This window comes from Paraburkholderia sp. 35.1, from assembly GCF_050436525.1.
GTDB lineage: Bacteria > Pseudomonadota > Gammaproteobacteria > Burkholderiales > Burkholderiaceae > Paraburkholderia > Paraburkholderia tuberum.
Map to the genome: position 1 here is coordinate 3919676 of NZ_JBNDMJ010000003.1, position 13589 is coordinate 3933264.

The following is a 13589-nucleotide window of genomic DNA, read 5'->3' on the forward strand; positions in this document are numbered from 1 at the left end:
CCTGCGACGGGGGAGCCGCGATGGGAACCGATCAACTATTCGACAGCACGCACCTGGCCGAAGGAGTTCTCGGCGTGGTCACAACGCTCTACGCGGAAACGCACGCCGACGCGGCCCCCCCAGGATCCGTCGATCTCGACTCGCAGTTCGAGCGTGATCTTGGTTTCGACAGTCTTGCGCGCGCTGAACTGTTTAACCGGATTGAGCAGACGCTTCATGTCCGCGTGCCGCTCGATGCCTTTTCCACCGCACTAACGCCCGCCGACCTCGTACAGGCCATCAAACGCTCAGAGGAGCCGGCGGCTTCCGGCGGCGAACAGCCGTCGATTGCGCAGCGCGCGCAGGCGCCGGCGTCGGTTTTGACCGAAGAACCGCATGAGGCGACGACGCTGATCGAGGTATTGCAGTGGCACGTCGACCGGCATCCGCAGCGCACGCACATCGTTTTTCTCGAAGATGGCATGACGCCTGCCGAGCTGTCCTACGGCGATCTGCATCGCCGCGCCGCCGCGGCTGCGTCGGGTCTGCGCCGCCACGGAATCGGCCCCGGCGATACGGTTGCACTGATGCTGGCGAGCGGTTGGGATTACTTCGTCTCGTTTGTCGCGATATTGATGAGCGGCGCCGTTCCCGTTCCGATCTACCCGCCCGCTCGCGTCTCGCAGATCGAAGAGCACGTCCGGCGCCACGCAGCCGTGCTGTCGAATGCCGGCGCCAAAGCGCTGATCGCCTCGCCTGAAGTGGCTGGCGTGGGCCGTCTTCTGAAGCTGCATGTGCCCGCTTTGCAACAGGTCCTGACGGCGGCGCAAATCGGTGTCGACCGCAATGAAACGTCCGTGCCACTGGCGGCCAGTGACATTGCGCTCCTGCAATACACGTCAGGCAGCACCGGCGACCCGAAAGGCGTAATGCTCACGCATGCCAACCTGCTTGCCAATATCCGCGCGATGGGCGCGCGCATGCAGGTGACGTCCGCCGACGTGCTGGTCAGCTGGCTCCCGCTTTACCACGATATGGGGCTGATCGGCGCGTGGTTCGGGCCCATGTATTTCGGCATGCCGCTGGTCGTGATGCCGCCCACCGTTTTTCTGGCGCGCCCGGAGCGGTGGTTGCGACTGATCCAGCGCTATCGCGGCACGCTCACCGCCGCGCCGAATTTCGCTTATGCGCATTGCGCCCAACATCTTGACGAAGCCATCCTGGCGGGTCTCGATCTGTCGTCGTTGCGCTTTGCCTTCTGCGGCGCCGAGCCGGTCAGCGCCGCTACTGTCCGCGCGTTCGCGGCGCGTTTCGGCCACTATGGCTTCGACGCGCGCGCGGTGACGCCCGTCTACGGGCTCGCGGAAAACACGTTGGGCTTGAGCTTTCCGCGTCCCGGCCGCGGGCTGCATGTGGACCGCGTGCAACGCGACGTGCTCGGCGCCACAGGACAGGCATTGCCGGCCCCCTCTGACGCAGACGCGATTGAAGTAGTGGGCTGCGGCGAAGCGCTGGACAGCGTCGAGACCCGAATAGTCGACGAGGACGGCACAGAACAGCCGCAACGCCAGGTGGGTCGCATTGAATTTCGTGGCCCGTCGGCGACGATGGGCTATTTTCATAACCCCGCACAGACCGCGCGGCTGATCCACGACGGCTGGCTCGACACCGGCGATCTCGGCTATCTCGCCGACGGCGAACTCTTCATCACGGGTCGAGCCAAAGATCTGATCATTCGCGGCGGTCACCACATCTTCCCGTACGAACTCGAGGAGGCGATCGGCAGGCTGCCGGGTATCCCTGCCGGCGGCGTGGCCGTATGCGGCAGCACGGATCGCGCGAGCGGCACCGAGCGCGTCGTGATCCTCGCGGAAACGGCATTGACGCAAGCCGCCGCGCGCGAGCAACTGCTTGCGCGCGTCCGCGCCACGGCAGTCGAAGTGCTGGGCACGCCTGCCGAGCACGTGTGCCTCGGCACACCGGACACCATTCTCAAGACACCGAGCGGCAAGATCAGACACGCCGCCACCCTCGACCAGTTCGAACGCGGCGGCAGGCCGTCACCGGCGAGTCCTGTATGGCGCCAATTCGCCAACGTCCTCGTGGGCGCCCTCTTGCCGTTCCTGCGACGGATCGTGCGGCAGGCCGCGCACCGCGGCATACGGGCTCTACTGCTGGACGGTTCTTGGCATGCTCTCGCCACTCATAGGCACGGTCTTCCTGTCGGTCGACACGCCGCGCAACTGGCGTCGGGCAGCCGCCGTCGGCCGTCTGTTTTTGCGGCTGACCGGGTTGCGCGTCGACCTGGAGATCGATGCGCGGTCAGCGGCGATGCGCGAGCTCGTCATGGTGGCGAACCATAGCAGCTATCTGGACGGCTTGATCCTGCTTGCCGTATTGCCGCAGCCTGTCCGGTTCGTCGCCAAGCGGGGCCTGGACCGCCACTGGTTGGGCGGCCGTTTTCTGCGCGCGATCGGCACCTCGTTTGTGGAGCGACGGGAATACCGGGGCAGTGTCGACGACGAGCGGCGGCTCGTACAGCAGGCGGACGGCGACTCGCCTTTGCTCTTCTTTCCGGAGGGCACGTTCGGTCGCGGCGCGGGCTTAAGGCCATTTCACCTGGGCGCGTTCCGGGCGGCTTGCGCCGCCGGCCGCGCCGTCGTGCCGGTGGCGCTGGCCGGAGTGCGCGCGGTGTTGCCGGACGGCGTATGGTTGCCGCGATCGGGGTCCATCAAGGTCGCCATCTTGCCGCCCATCGTTCCCGACGGCTCGGACCTCGGCGCAATGACCCGACTCCGTGAAGCCGCCCGGAACGCAATCCTCGTGCGTTGCGGCGAACCTTCTCTGATCGCACACCCTACCGATAAGACGGCGCAAGAGCATGACAACGAACACGACTTCGCGAGCACCGTATCGTGATCGGTCTATTAATCGCCCTGAACGCCGCCGCATTTCTGGTTGAGCAACTCGCTCCCGAGCGGCTGATCGGACTCTTCGCGCTCTGGCCAGCGGGCAGTAGTAGTACGCCGGCATTTCACGTGTGGCAGTTGCTGACCTACAGTTTCCTGCATGGCAACTTCATGCACCTCGCCGTCAACATGTTCGGACTGTACATGTTTGGCCGCGACGTGGAGGCCGCGATAGGTCGCACGCACCTGGCATTGCTGTATGGCACCAGCGTGATGAGCGGGGCGCTGCTGCAGTTGCTGGCAGGCCTCGCTGATGCGACGGTGCGTGTACCGGCCATCGGCGCCTCGGCCGGCGTGTTCGGCCTGCTGATCGCCTACGCACTGCTGTTCCCGCACCGCCGTGTGATCCTGCTCTTCCCGCCCGTGCCGATGCCCGCGTGGCTATTCGCTACCGGCTATGGCGTGCTGGAACTCGTTCTTGGCATTTCCGGCGCACAAAGCGGCGTCGCCCACTTTGCGCATGTTGGCGGCATGCTCGGGGCGGCGACGCTGTTACTGCACTGGATGCATACGCCACGCGAACGGAGGACCGACTGAGGGCCGCGATGCTGTGCCACCGATCCCGCGCATACGACGGCAGACCGCACCGATGTGGGCGCGTCAGTTTTGTGCCCCATTACCCCATTCGACCCGCGACGATTGACACATATCAAGCCCCGCCGACACGCGACGCCTAAGCTGGCTGCATCCCCACTCACCCTACGCCCGGAATCCGCCATGCTAAAGCGACTCGTATTTTTCGGTTTCCTTGCGTTGCCCGGTGCGTTCGTGGTGTTGACGACGCTCGTATGCATGCATCCGCGCTACCGGGAAAAGATGGCTCATCTCATCGGCGTTCCCGTTTTGCAGGCATGCCTTGCCGGCAGGCGCGGTCATGCTGATTTGATCGCGATCAATGCGCTCGGTCCTGGCGGGTTCAGTCTGTAACCAGCGGCGCTAGCTAGCTAAGTTGCGGCATACGCAGTTCTGCAGTTCTGCAGTGCTGCAGTGCTGGGCTGTTACGCTGAATACAATTTTGACGGAGATGTCTCATGAACGCCTGGGGACGCAGGGATGGACCCAGTATCATCCTCAAGGAGCATCAGCAACTGACGACGGTGATCGGCGGGATGCTCCAGTTTGTTCGGCTTCGCGAGCAAGATGGCGCTGCACCTGCTTTCGTGGTCTTTCGCTCAATGCTTTACTACGTCCGGGAGTATCCAGAACGTGTTCATCATCCGAAAGAGGAACAGCACCTGTTCATGCGGATACGAGAGCGGACCAATGAACTCAATGACGTTTTGGACGAACTGACTCGTCAACATGCCGAAGGCGAGACGAGGGTTCGGAATCTCGAGCACGCATTAACCCGTTATGAATTGGCGGGGAACTCCGCGCTCGCTGACCTTCGCAGCCAGGTCGAACAATACGCAAGCCTTTGCGCAAATCACCGTCGGATCGAAGAAGAGGTAGTCTTACCCGTCGCCCTGCACGTCCTAACCGCAGACGACTGGGCGGAAATCGATGCGGCGTTCGGCTCGAATCGCGATCCCTTCAAGGGTGTCGAACTGGAAGAGGATCTCGACAAGCTGTTCCACATGATCGTGAACATCATTCGGGAAGTCAGCCACTGAAACTCTGGCGTCTCGCAGAGTTGGCGAGTTGTGGTGCGTATGAGAGATGCCTCTCACAGCGGCCAGTTTGGGTCATCCATCCCGCGGCTTTGGCTGACCGGGGTAGATGGAACTTTGGACAGATCTCTTGGCGCTCACTTGGACTAATCGCCCCCTGAGGACGACCTGGTACGTTGCCGCTGTCGTCCCCCCGTAGACCCGAGCGGGCGTCGCGGTTATAAAATGGAATGCGCGGGCCGAACGCTGCGTGGAAGCAGAAACCAAGTTCGGCGGAGCAATCCTGCGCGGTAAATGATTCGGCTGACAGGCAGGCGCCTTTGCTGAGCGGTCAATGGCCGACTGTATTCCGACAGTCAATTCGAAAACGAATCCGGAGATCGAATTGGAACCGTACAAGCAACTGAGCGGCCTGACCCATGAACTCTTCCGGCAGGTCGTGGAGGCTGCGCCCAACGCCATGGTGATGGCCGACCGCGACGGCCGCATCGTCCTGGTGAATGCACAGACGGAAAAACTCTTCGGCTATTCGCGCGACGAACTACTCGGGTATAGCGTCGATAAACTCGTACCGGAGCGCTTCCGTTCCGCCCATTCGGGATACCGTCGTACGTTCTACGACGACCTGAAGAGTCGCCCGATGGGCATCGGCCGCGACCTCTTCGCTCTGCGCAAGGATGGCTCCGAATTCCCGGTCGAGATTGGACTCAATCCGGTCACGACCAATGAGGGCGTATTCGTGCTGGCGGCCGTTGTCGACATTACCGAGCGCAGACGGCTGGAGGAACGTTTCCGGCAGGTGGTGGAAGCGGCACCCAATGCGATGGTGATGGTGGAGCGCGAGGGCCGGATTGTTCTCGTGAACGCGCAGACCGAAAAGCTGTTTGGCTATGCGCGCGAGGAGCTCTTTGGAAAGACCATCGAAACACTCGTACCTGCGCGCTTCCGTGCTGGCCATCATGGCTATCGGGCCGCGTACTTCGACGACCTGAAACCTCGTTCGATGGGCACCGGCCGCGATCTCTACGGGCTGCGCAAGGACGGTTCGGAATTCCCGGTTGAAATCGGACTCAACCCGGTCCGAACCTCGGAGGAAGTGTTTGTGCTCGCCGCGATCGTCGACATTACGGAGCGCAAGCGCGCGGAGCAGGAGCTCGTGAGAAGGACCGAGGAACTGGCCCGTTCCAATCAGGACCTGGAGCAGTTTGCGTATGTGGCTTCCCATGACTTGCAGGAACCGTTGCGCGCCGTCGCAGGCCCTCTGCAACTGCTGCAACGCCGATATCAGGGGCAACTGGATGCGCGTGCTGATGAGTTCATTGCGCACGCGGTGGACGGCGCAATCCGAATGCAGACGCTCATCGACGACCTGCTCGCCTATTCCCGTGTAGGCCGATCCGAAGCCGCGCGCCAACTGACCGAATGCGGGAAGGCACTCGATCGGGCCCTGAAAAGCCTGAGCGTCGGCCTCCAGGAGTCTGGCGCGATGATTAGTCGCGCAGACCTGCCCACCGTGATCGCAAATCCCACGCAGCTCACGTTGCTCTTTCAGAATCTGGTGGGAAATGCTCTCAAGTTCCGGCGTAGCGACCGCCCTGCGCAAATCAATATCGATGCCGTGCGTCAAGGCGACGATTGGCTGATCTCGGTGAAAGATAACGGGATTGGAATCGATCCCCAATACTTCGAGCGCATTTTTCTGATCTTTCAGCGCCTGCATTCGCGCGTCGAATATCCGGGCACCGGGATAGGACTTGCGCTGTGCAAGCGAATCGTCGTGCAGCATGGTGGCCGCATCTGGGTCGAGTCTGCTCCCGGCAGCGGAACGACGTTCTTTTTCACACTGAATGCCAAGACGGACGGTAGAGTTCAAGCTCAGTCCACTCCGCAGGAGTAGCCAATGCTTTCCGACGCAACGGACGATCTGGTTCACATCCTCCTCGTCGAGGACAGTCCCACGGACGTCATGATGACGCGTGAGGCCCTCGAATACTACAAAGTGCTGAATCCCCTGCACGTCGCGGAAGATGGCGTGGCAGCGATGGAATATGTGCGGCGCGAGGGCAAGCATAGCGCTGCGCCTCGCCCCGGTCTGATCATCCTCGATCTCAATCTCCCCAAAAAGAGCGGGCGGGAAGTGCTCAAGGAGCTGAAGGCAGACCCAGAACTCATGACCATCCCAGTGGTCGTGCTGACCACGTCCAAGTCGGAGGAGGATGTGGCCAGAACCTATGGCCTCCATGCCAACTGCTACATCACCAAGCCCGTTGATTTCGCCAAGTTTGCCGATGTCGTGCGCAGCATCAAGGACTTCTGGTTTAGCGTCGTCACCCTACCTCCCGTCAAGTCATGAATGCGCTTGCCGAAATCGAGATCCTCCTGGTCGAGGACAGCCCAACCGACGCTCTGCTGATCAGCGAGACGCTCACGGATGTGCTGGATTTTCAGCACCGGCTGGCACACACAGAGTGCTTGTCGGACGCGCTTGCGCGCACCCAGACTAGCCATTTCGACGTGGTGCTGCTCGACCTGGGGTTGCCGGACGCACAGGGCCTTGACACATTTAGAACCTTCCACCGGCAGGCGCCCGAGTTGCCAGTGTTGGTTCTCACCGGCCTTGATGACCTGTCGGTCGGCCTGCTGGCGATCCAGGACGGCGCTCAGGACTACCTCTCCAAGCGGGAGATGCGCCCGTCGGAGTTGAGCCGGGTCATCCGATACGCGATTGAACGTCATCGCGCAGCCATGGCGCTCAAAGAAAGCGAGGAGCGGTTTCAGCTTGCGATAAGTGGCGCAACTGCAGGCTTGTGGGACTGGAATCTGCAAACCGATGCAATATATCTTTCGCCTCACTTCAAGGAAATCCTAAGGTATGCCGGCGATGAACTGCCGAATCGAACGCAGCTTTTACTTGAGTCGATTCACCCAGACGACATCGATCGGGTCAAAACCAGCCTCGCGGCGCATCTCGAACGCAAGCGTGCCTACGACGTGGAATATCGATTACGCACCCGATCTGGCGAGTTCCAGTGGATACACTCTCGCGGCCAGGCGTTGTGGAACGGCGCCGGTGAGCCCTATCGGATGGTTGGCTGGATCATGGACGTGACGGATCGGAAACGCTCGGATGAAGCGCTGCGAGAGTCGCGCGAAGAATTGCAGCACCTCTCGGCGAATATCCAGCACGTTCGCGAGGAGGAAAAAACCCGTATCGCGCGCGAGCTGCACGACGATCTCGGCCAGCAACTGGCTGCATTGAAAATTGAGGTCGCCAGAATCGAAAACCGCGCCGAGGCCGCCATGACGGCGTTGGCCGATGCGGATCTGCGCACCATATACGCGTTGATCGATCAGCTCGTTGGGTCCGTGAGGCGAATTGCTGCGGACCTGCGTCCCGCGATGCTGGACGATCTCGGCCTGATCCCGGCCATCGAATGGTTCAGCGACCAGTTCTCGGCGCGGCATGGTGTACGCGTCATCCGTCACATCGGCGCGGACGACATCGATTTCAATGGCGAGAGCGCGTCTGCGGTGTTCCGAGTCGTCCAGGAAGCGATGACCAACGTCGCACGCCATTCAGGCGCGACCGAAGTGACGCTCAAAATCGTGCGAGACGGGCCGAACTGTATCGTCAGCATCATAGACAATGGTCGAGGGTGCTTGAGCGATAGGCGACCTGCAAGGAATTCGTTCGGCTTGCTGGGCATGCGCGAGCGTGCCGTAGCGCTCGGCGGCGAATTACGGATTCGGACTGCCCCTGAGCAGGGCTTTGCGTTATCCCTCTCATTGCCGCTTGCGATGGTCGAGGGCAAAGGACAAAGGTAAGCTCGCATACGATGGCCGACGCCGCCACGATACCGAACGCCAGCCGTTCGAATCTGCGAAAGAAGCGATACATGGCAGTGCTCCCTGCATCACGGCCACGCGTGGCCAGTGAGCGTTGCGCTGCACGGGCGCCCAGCGCGCCCGTGGGGCGTTTCATTCGACGTTCGGCAGACTGACGAGCGTGCGCACGCCCGGCGCCGCTTTGGCCGCTCCGTAGACGAGCCGCCGCTCGCCGTGCGAGGCAACCTTGCAGGTCAACGCGGCCGTGCCGTCGTCGATCTGGCGCGCTGGTGAACACTTGAAGCGCCCCACCGCGGGTTCGTTTCATTTGTAATTCACGCCGCCGGCACCGAAGCGAAATGCCCGCGAACGAATTCACGCACCTGCGCGAAATGAGTGGCGGCCATGGCAGGAGGCATGGCCGGACCGACTTCGTCGAAATGCAGGTGCCCGATCAGGTCGAAACCGGATGCGCGGAAAACGTGTGTATCCTGCAGCAGCTGCAGCGCTTGCCATCGGCCGTCCGCCACAAAAGAGGCCAACGGTGCGGCGGAGACGGTCACCACGACGGCGCGGCGTCCGGACAGCAGGCCGTGCACGCCGCCCGGTTGCGTCTCATACGCGAAACCTCGGCTGAACACGCGGTCGATGTAGCCTTTCATCATCGCAGGCATCGCCATCCACCAGAGGGGATAGACGACAGTCATGACATCCGCCGCGAGCACGTCTTTCTGCGCGATCAAGACGTCGGCCATGCGAAGGTGCGCGTCGCTTCCCCCGGTCAATTCCTGCGCGGAAAGCACGGGATCGAACCCCATCCGGTACAGGTCGTGAACGCGCACGTCATGGCCTATGCGGATCAGTTCCCCAAGGTAGGCGCGCGTCACGCTCATGGTGAAGCTGTCTTCCACCGGATGCGTGACCACGATCAGGTGTTTCTGCATGGCAGGGGCTCCTTTCAAAAACGCGCCGCGCGGGCGCTATTGCGCACGGACGGGATCATCGTGCGCGTCCCGGCAGCCACCCGATTGACACACGTCAACAATGTGGGGATTGCCCTGAACGTGCCCAGCGCCCCGGCTCATTCGACAACCAGCCTGCCGACCACGCGCCGCACGCCGGTCGCGCAGCAACCACATCGTGCTGCCCAGCGTCGCCACGTCGTCCGCGACCGTGATAGGGATCGCCCGCGAGCTCCCGCTGCACGCCGCGCGCGAGAGCCGCATAAATGGGCTCGGCAACGTGGGCCACGGCGTCGCTGTTGGGTACGTCGAGCCGGTTGATGTCAATCGAACTAAACATAGAACCGCGGCATCGGCTGAAACCCGCGTCAGGCCGCGACAACGTTGATGAACATCAAAAACATCTACTGACTTCGTGGCGTTCTGGAGAGCTTTTCCGCCGAGTGTGCTGCCAAGAACCACGATCAGAGTCAGCTGGAAAGAGTCCACGCGACAGGTACTGGCGGTCACCATCCTCAGCGCATCCGGTCTTGAACGCACGTACGCGGTGCGAAGGTGTAGCCATCGTAACGACGGAGCAATGCGATGGAGAACACCAGCGCTCAGCGCGACAAAGGACGCGGCGAATGCGAGCACGCATGCGCACCCAGCGCGGTGGCCGCTTCATCTTCCGGCTCCGCGGACAGATCCCGCTTGAAAGTCTCGGCGAGGAAAAACGCGCACACCAGGCTCAGCAACCCCGTCGCCGGATCATGACCGACATCGGTGCGCGTTATCGTGGGTACGTGGCCGATGACGGACGCGGTTTCACCTACGGTCCGGCGAATCCGAGCGAAGCGCGCGGCCCTGGCACCGGTCACGGCACCGGCATGGACCCGGAAGAAGAAGCGCCGTGGATCGGGCCGGGCAACAGGACCGTGCTGCAGGAAAACATGGTCTTTACCATGAAGGCGACCATCACGGTGCCGAACGTCGGCGGTTTGCGCACGGAACGTATCGTGCGGTTGACCTCGGGCGGCGTCGAAACGCTCGACCAGTTCAGACCCCCTGATCGAACCGCGCAAGGTGATTAGCTCGCTACCGACTCACGACGACAGATCCGCCAGCCGCCCTAACCACAGACCTTCAGGCACGTTGCGCTCGAGGAATATGTTGCAGGCGAAGTCCGCGTTGCGCTCGGGAAAGTCTTCGCGGTAATGACCACCCCGGCTCTCGCGCCTGACAAGCGACGCCGAAGCCATCAATTCACCGACCTGGATCAAGTTCGCCAATTCGATGCCCCGCATGAGCTCAGCCGGCGTGCCGATCACCGTGTCGTGAAACAACTGGTTTCGCGTCTCCCTGCAGACACGCCTGAACGTCCGAAGCCCGGCTTCCTCGCGCACGATCAGCAAATACCGGTTTGCACACTGCTGAATCCGTGCTTTCAGTTCGTCCAGCGTGTGCCTGCCATTTCGGCGGAATTGCGTGGCGACCGTGCGGTTGTCGTCCAAGGCCCCGGTCATCGCGCGGTGCGTCATCATTTTCGCGCGTTCGGCCGCGGCGAGGCCCGCCCGGCGGCCGAAGACCTGGCACGTCAGGGCCATATTGCCGCCGAGACGGTCTGCGCCATGTGGACCCGCTGCCACCTCACCCGCAGCGAACAGACCCTTCAGATTGGACTGTGCGTTTTCGTCTATATATAAACCGCCGTTGATCGCATGCGCGGAACAGGTGATCTGCACTCGGTCCCGATAAAGGTCGACGCCGTGCTCCTTATACCATTGGCAGGTTAGCGGCCACATCCTTGCAATGCTGCGGCTCTTGTCGGCCAGTATCGATTCGAGATCGCATCCGGCGAAGTCGAGAAACACGCCTCCTTCAGCCGTGCCGCGGCCATCGTTGAGTGCCTTCTGAATCGAAATTTCGACGTAGCGTGAGATGTCGCTCGAGCTGAACGGAAAGTGCCGCTCTTTTTGCCGAATGACGTCTTCCTGAGCCAGCCCCGTCGGCAGATAGTCAGGGACGAACGCCCTGCCATCGCGGTCGGTGAGATTCGGGTGCGCGTCCCACAGGTAGTTGCCGAACAGGTTGACGAAAGGCGTCAGCACGCTCACACCGGCCTGCATGAACTCCATGTTGACCAGTCGCGCGCCCGCGCGATAAGCCATTGCATAGCCGTCGCCGGTAATGTCCGACGGATACAGGTTTTGGGCGAACAGCTGACTTGCACCCCCAGTGGTAAGAATCGTCGACTTGGCACGGATCAGCATCGGGTTTCCATCCGAATCGATCGCGTATGCGCCGAGACATTCGCCGTCCTGCGACAGCAGGTCGACGATCATCAACCGGTCCATGACCTTGATGCCGCGCCGGGACGCTTCGGTCCCCAGCGATTTCACGATTGGTTTGAAGTGCTCATGAATCACATGCGAGCGCGGTTTGGAAGAAAAGCATGCGCGAAAAACCAGGTAGTGGTCGTCCTCGCGCTCAAACTTTACGCCGTATCGTTCGAGGTAGCGCAGAGACTCATGCGCTTCGTTCGCGAGAATCGCGCTCAAGCGCGGGTCCGCCATGCCTTGAGCGGCGTGCAGGATATCGGCGAGAAAAACATCAGGATTATCGCTGTGATCCCCTGCTCCGTCCGGCACATTGAAGGCGCCTACTTCAGCTACGCTATGAAACGTCGCGCCGCTTTTGCGAAATTCCCCTTTGATCACGACCAGCACGTCAGCGCCGCTGGAATCCGCCTCGAGCGCGGCCCGCAGCGCAGCGCCGCCGCTGCCAACGACCAGCACATCCGTACTGACTTCCCTGCACCTGTCACTCATGCCTGCTTCCCCTGTTTTCATCGACGCGTACGGCACGCTCGCCGCATGGCTGGCTTCAACCCCGCTTCACGCGACTCCGCCTTTTGCCGCGGCCGCCGCAACGGCCTCGGCGTCCTCGGCAACGCCGATTACGCCGTCCGCCAGCAGCGAGTCGATCATCGGCCGGTTCATTCCCACCCCTGACAAGATGTCGATCGTGTGCGCGCCCAACCGTGGCGGCGGCATACGGATAGCTGGCGCGCTGCCGTCGTAGCGCACCGGGTGATTGACGAGCGTCACTGGGGTGCCGGTTGCACCCTCGACTGTCTCGAAGCTCTTCAAGTGGCGCACCTGCGGATCGGCGACCACCTGCGCATAGTCGTTGACGCGCGTGTGCCAGACATGATGCCGTTCGAATAGTGGCAACCAGTGTGCCGTCGTGTCCTGCGCAAGCCGGCGCGCAAGCCGGTCGGAGATTTCCTGCTGCTCGTCGAATGCGCGCTTCGCGGGAATCCGTTTCTTTTCCGGGATCTCGAGGATCTGATAGATGATGTCGAGAGGACTCAGCGACAGTGCGATGAAACCGTCCGCAGTTGCATATATGCCGTACGGTGCGGGGAAGTACCAACCTGATACACGCCCCGCCTGTCGCACGTCGTCATGGCCGTCGCCGTTCAGGAAACACGTGAGAGACTCCTGTTGCAAATCGAGCGCAGCCGCCAGCAAGCTTACGTCGACCCGGCAGCCCTCGCCCGTACGCTCGCGGTTGAGCAGTGCCGTCAGGATACCGTTCGCATACAGCGCAGCGCCGTGATGATCCACGACAGACACGCCCACCGCGCGTGGACCGTCCTCCCGGCTTCCGGTGATTGTCGCGATACCCGACATGGCCTGAATGATCAGGTCCTGCCCCGGCCGGCTGGCATAGGGTCCATCCGGACCGAATCCCGAGCCGGACGCATAGATGATGTCCGGCTTGACTGTCTTTAGTGCCTCGTAACCCAATCCCAGCTGTTCCATCACACCGGGGCGGTAATTCTCGGCCACCACGTCGACTTGAGGCAGCAAGCTCATGACGATATCGATCGCCCGCGGGTCCTTGAGATTCAAAGCCAGACTGCGCTTATTGCGATTACCCATCAAAAGCAGCATCGTCTGCCCATCGATGGCGCGGTTCGCGCCGCCCCACTTGCGCTGAAATGCGCCGTCGACGGGTTCGACCGATATGACGTTGGCCCCGCAATCGGCGAGGTGCTGCACGCCCAAAGGCCCCATCAGAAAATGATTGAAGCTGAGAATGCGGATACCATTCAGCCCGTTCATATAATCTCCGTTACGTCGTGAGTCCGGCTGTCGGGGTGAGGTGGAACAGGGTTCTACTGAACTCCGCGTTCGCCCTGAACATTCGGAAGACCGCGGCGCGGATATCTGCATCGATGCCGGTCAGAACTAAAG

At 61.8% G+C, this 13589-nt stretch carries 13 protein-coding genes; 9 read left to right on the plus strand and 4 right to left on the minus strand.

The genetic code is table 11. The features are described 5' to 3' along the window. Positions 1 to 20: 20 nt before the first annotated feature. From OKW27_RS38435 to OKW27_RS38470, 8 genes are all read left to right on the plus strand, one after another. Positions 21 to 2342, plus strand: a complete 2322-nt coding sequence (locus OKW27_RS38435) for an AMP-binding protein (protein ID WP_429336525.1) — start codon at positions 21 to 23, stop codon at positions 2340 to 2342. Continuing rightward, the gene (locus OKW27_RS38440; RefSeq protein WP_429336526.1) at positions 2311 to 2898 is read left to right on the plus strand and encodes a lysophospholipid acyltransferase family protein; all 588 of its coding nucleotides are present in this window, start codon (positions 2311 to 2313) and stop codon (positions 2896 to 2898) included. Before OKW27_RS38435 ends, OKW27_RS38440 begins: the two co-directional genes overlap by 32 nt. Beyond that, a complete protein-coding gene (locus OKW27_RS38445; protein ID WP_429336527.1) occupies positions 2895 to 3485 on the plus strand; it encodes a rhomboid family intramembrane serine protease in 591 nt (196 codons plus the stop codon). The genes OKW27_RS38440 and OKW27_RS38445 overlap by 4 nt, the downstream gene beginning before the upstream one ends. A gap of 180 nt (positions 3486 to 3665) precedes the next feature. Continuing rightward, positions 3666 to 3875 (plus strand): hypothetical protein, encoded by a 210-nt coding sequence (locus OKW27_RS38450; protein ID WP_429336528.1) that lies wholly within the window; start codon positions 3666 to 3668, stop codon positions 3873 to 3875. 104 nt (positions 3876 to 3979) lie between these two features. Continuing rightward, on the plus strand, positions 3980 to 4561 hold the full coding sequence (locus tag OKW27_RS38455; protein ID WP_429336529.1) for a hemerythrin domain-containing protein: 582 nt from the start codon (positions 3980 to 3982) through the stop codon (positions 4559 to 4561). Positions 4562 to 4892: 331 nt separating this feature from the next. After that, positions 4893 to 6455 carry a sensor histidine kinase gene (locus OKW27_RS38460; RefSeq protein ID WP_429336530.1) on the plus strand — a complete coding sequence of 521 codons (1563 nt, stop codon included), beginning with the start codon at positions 4893 to 4895 and terminating at the stop codon, positions 6453 to 6455. A 3-nt stretch (positions 6456 to 6458) separates the two neighbouring features. Then, on the plus strand, positions 6459 to 6911 hold the full coding sequence (locus OKW27_RS38465) for a response regulator (RefSeq protein WP_184037705.1): 453 nt from the start codon (positions 6459 to 6461) through the stop codon (positions 6909 to 6911). After that, positions 6908 to 8383 carry a PAS domain-containing protein gene (locus tag OKW27_RS38470; protein WP_429336531.1) on the plus strand — a complete coding sequence of 492 codons (1476 nt, stop codon included), beginning with the start codon at positions 6908 to 6910 and terminating at the stop codon, positions 8381 to 8383. The genes OKW27_RS38465 and OKW27_RS38470 overlap by 4 nt, the downstream gene beginning before the upstream one ends. 153 nt (positions 8384 to 8536) lie before the next feature. Here OKW27_RS38470 and OKW27_RS38475 read toward each other — a convergent pair whose 3' ends face one another. Together OKW27_RS38475 and OKW27_RS38480 are read right to left on the minus strand one after the other, a co-directional pair. Beyond that, positions 8537 to 8695: a hypothetical protein gene (locus tag OKW27_RS38475; RefSeq protein ID WP_429336532.1), complete on the minus strand. Its 159-nt coding sequence runs from the start codon at positions 8693 to 8695 to the stop codon at positions 8537 to 8539. 23 nt (positions 8696 to 8718) lie between these two features. Next, the gene (locus tag OKW27_RS38480) at positions 8719 to 9327 is read right to left on the minus strand and encodes an NAD(P)H-dependent oxidoreductase (protein ID WP_429336533.1); all 609 of its coding nucleotides are present in this window, start codon (positions 9325 to 9327) and stop codon (positions 8719 to 8721) included. A 644-nt stretch (positions 9328 to 9971) separates the two neighbouring features. On the opposite strand from OKW27_RS38480, the gene OKW27_RS38485 reads away from it, so the two are divergent. After that, positions 9972 to 10418, plus strand: coding sequence for a M24 family metallopeptidase (locus OKW27_RS38485; protein WP_429336534.1), 447 nt, complete (start codon positions 9972 to 9974; stop codon positions 10416 to 10418). A gap of 12 nt (positions 10419 to 10430) precedes the next feature. On the opposite strand, the gene OKW27_RS38490 is transcribed toward OKW27_RS38485, so the two are convergent. Together OKW27_RS38490 and OKW27_RS38495 are read right to left on the minus strand one after the other, a co-directional pair. Beyond that, the gene (locus OKW27_RS38490; protein ID WP_429336535.1) at positions 10431 to 12176 is read right to left on the minus strand and encodes an FAD-binding protein; all 1746 of its coding nucleotides are present in this window, start codon (positions 12174 to 12176) and stop codon (positions 10431 to 10433) included. 45 nt (positions 12177 to 12221) lie between these two features. Continuing rightward, complete coding sequence (locus OKW27_RS38495) at positions 12222 to 13457, minus strand: CaiB/BaiF CoA transferase family protein (RefSeq protein ID WP_429336536.1); 1236 nt, start codon at positions 13455 to 13457, stop codon at positions 12222 to 12224. Positions 13458 to 13589 lie beyond the last annotated feature (132 nt).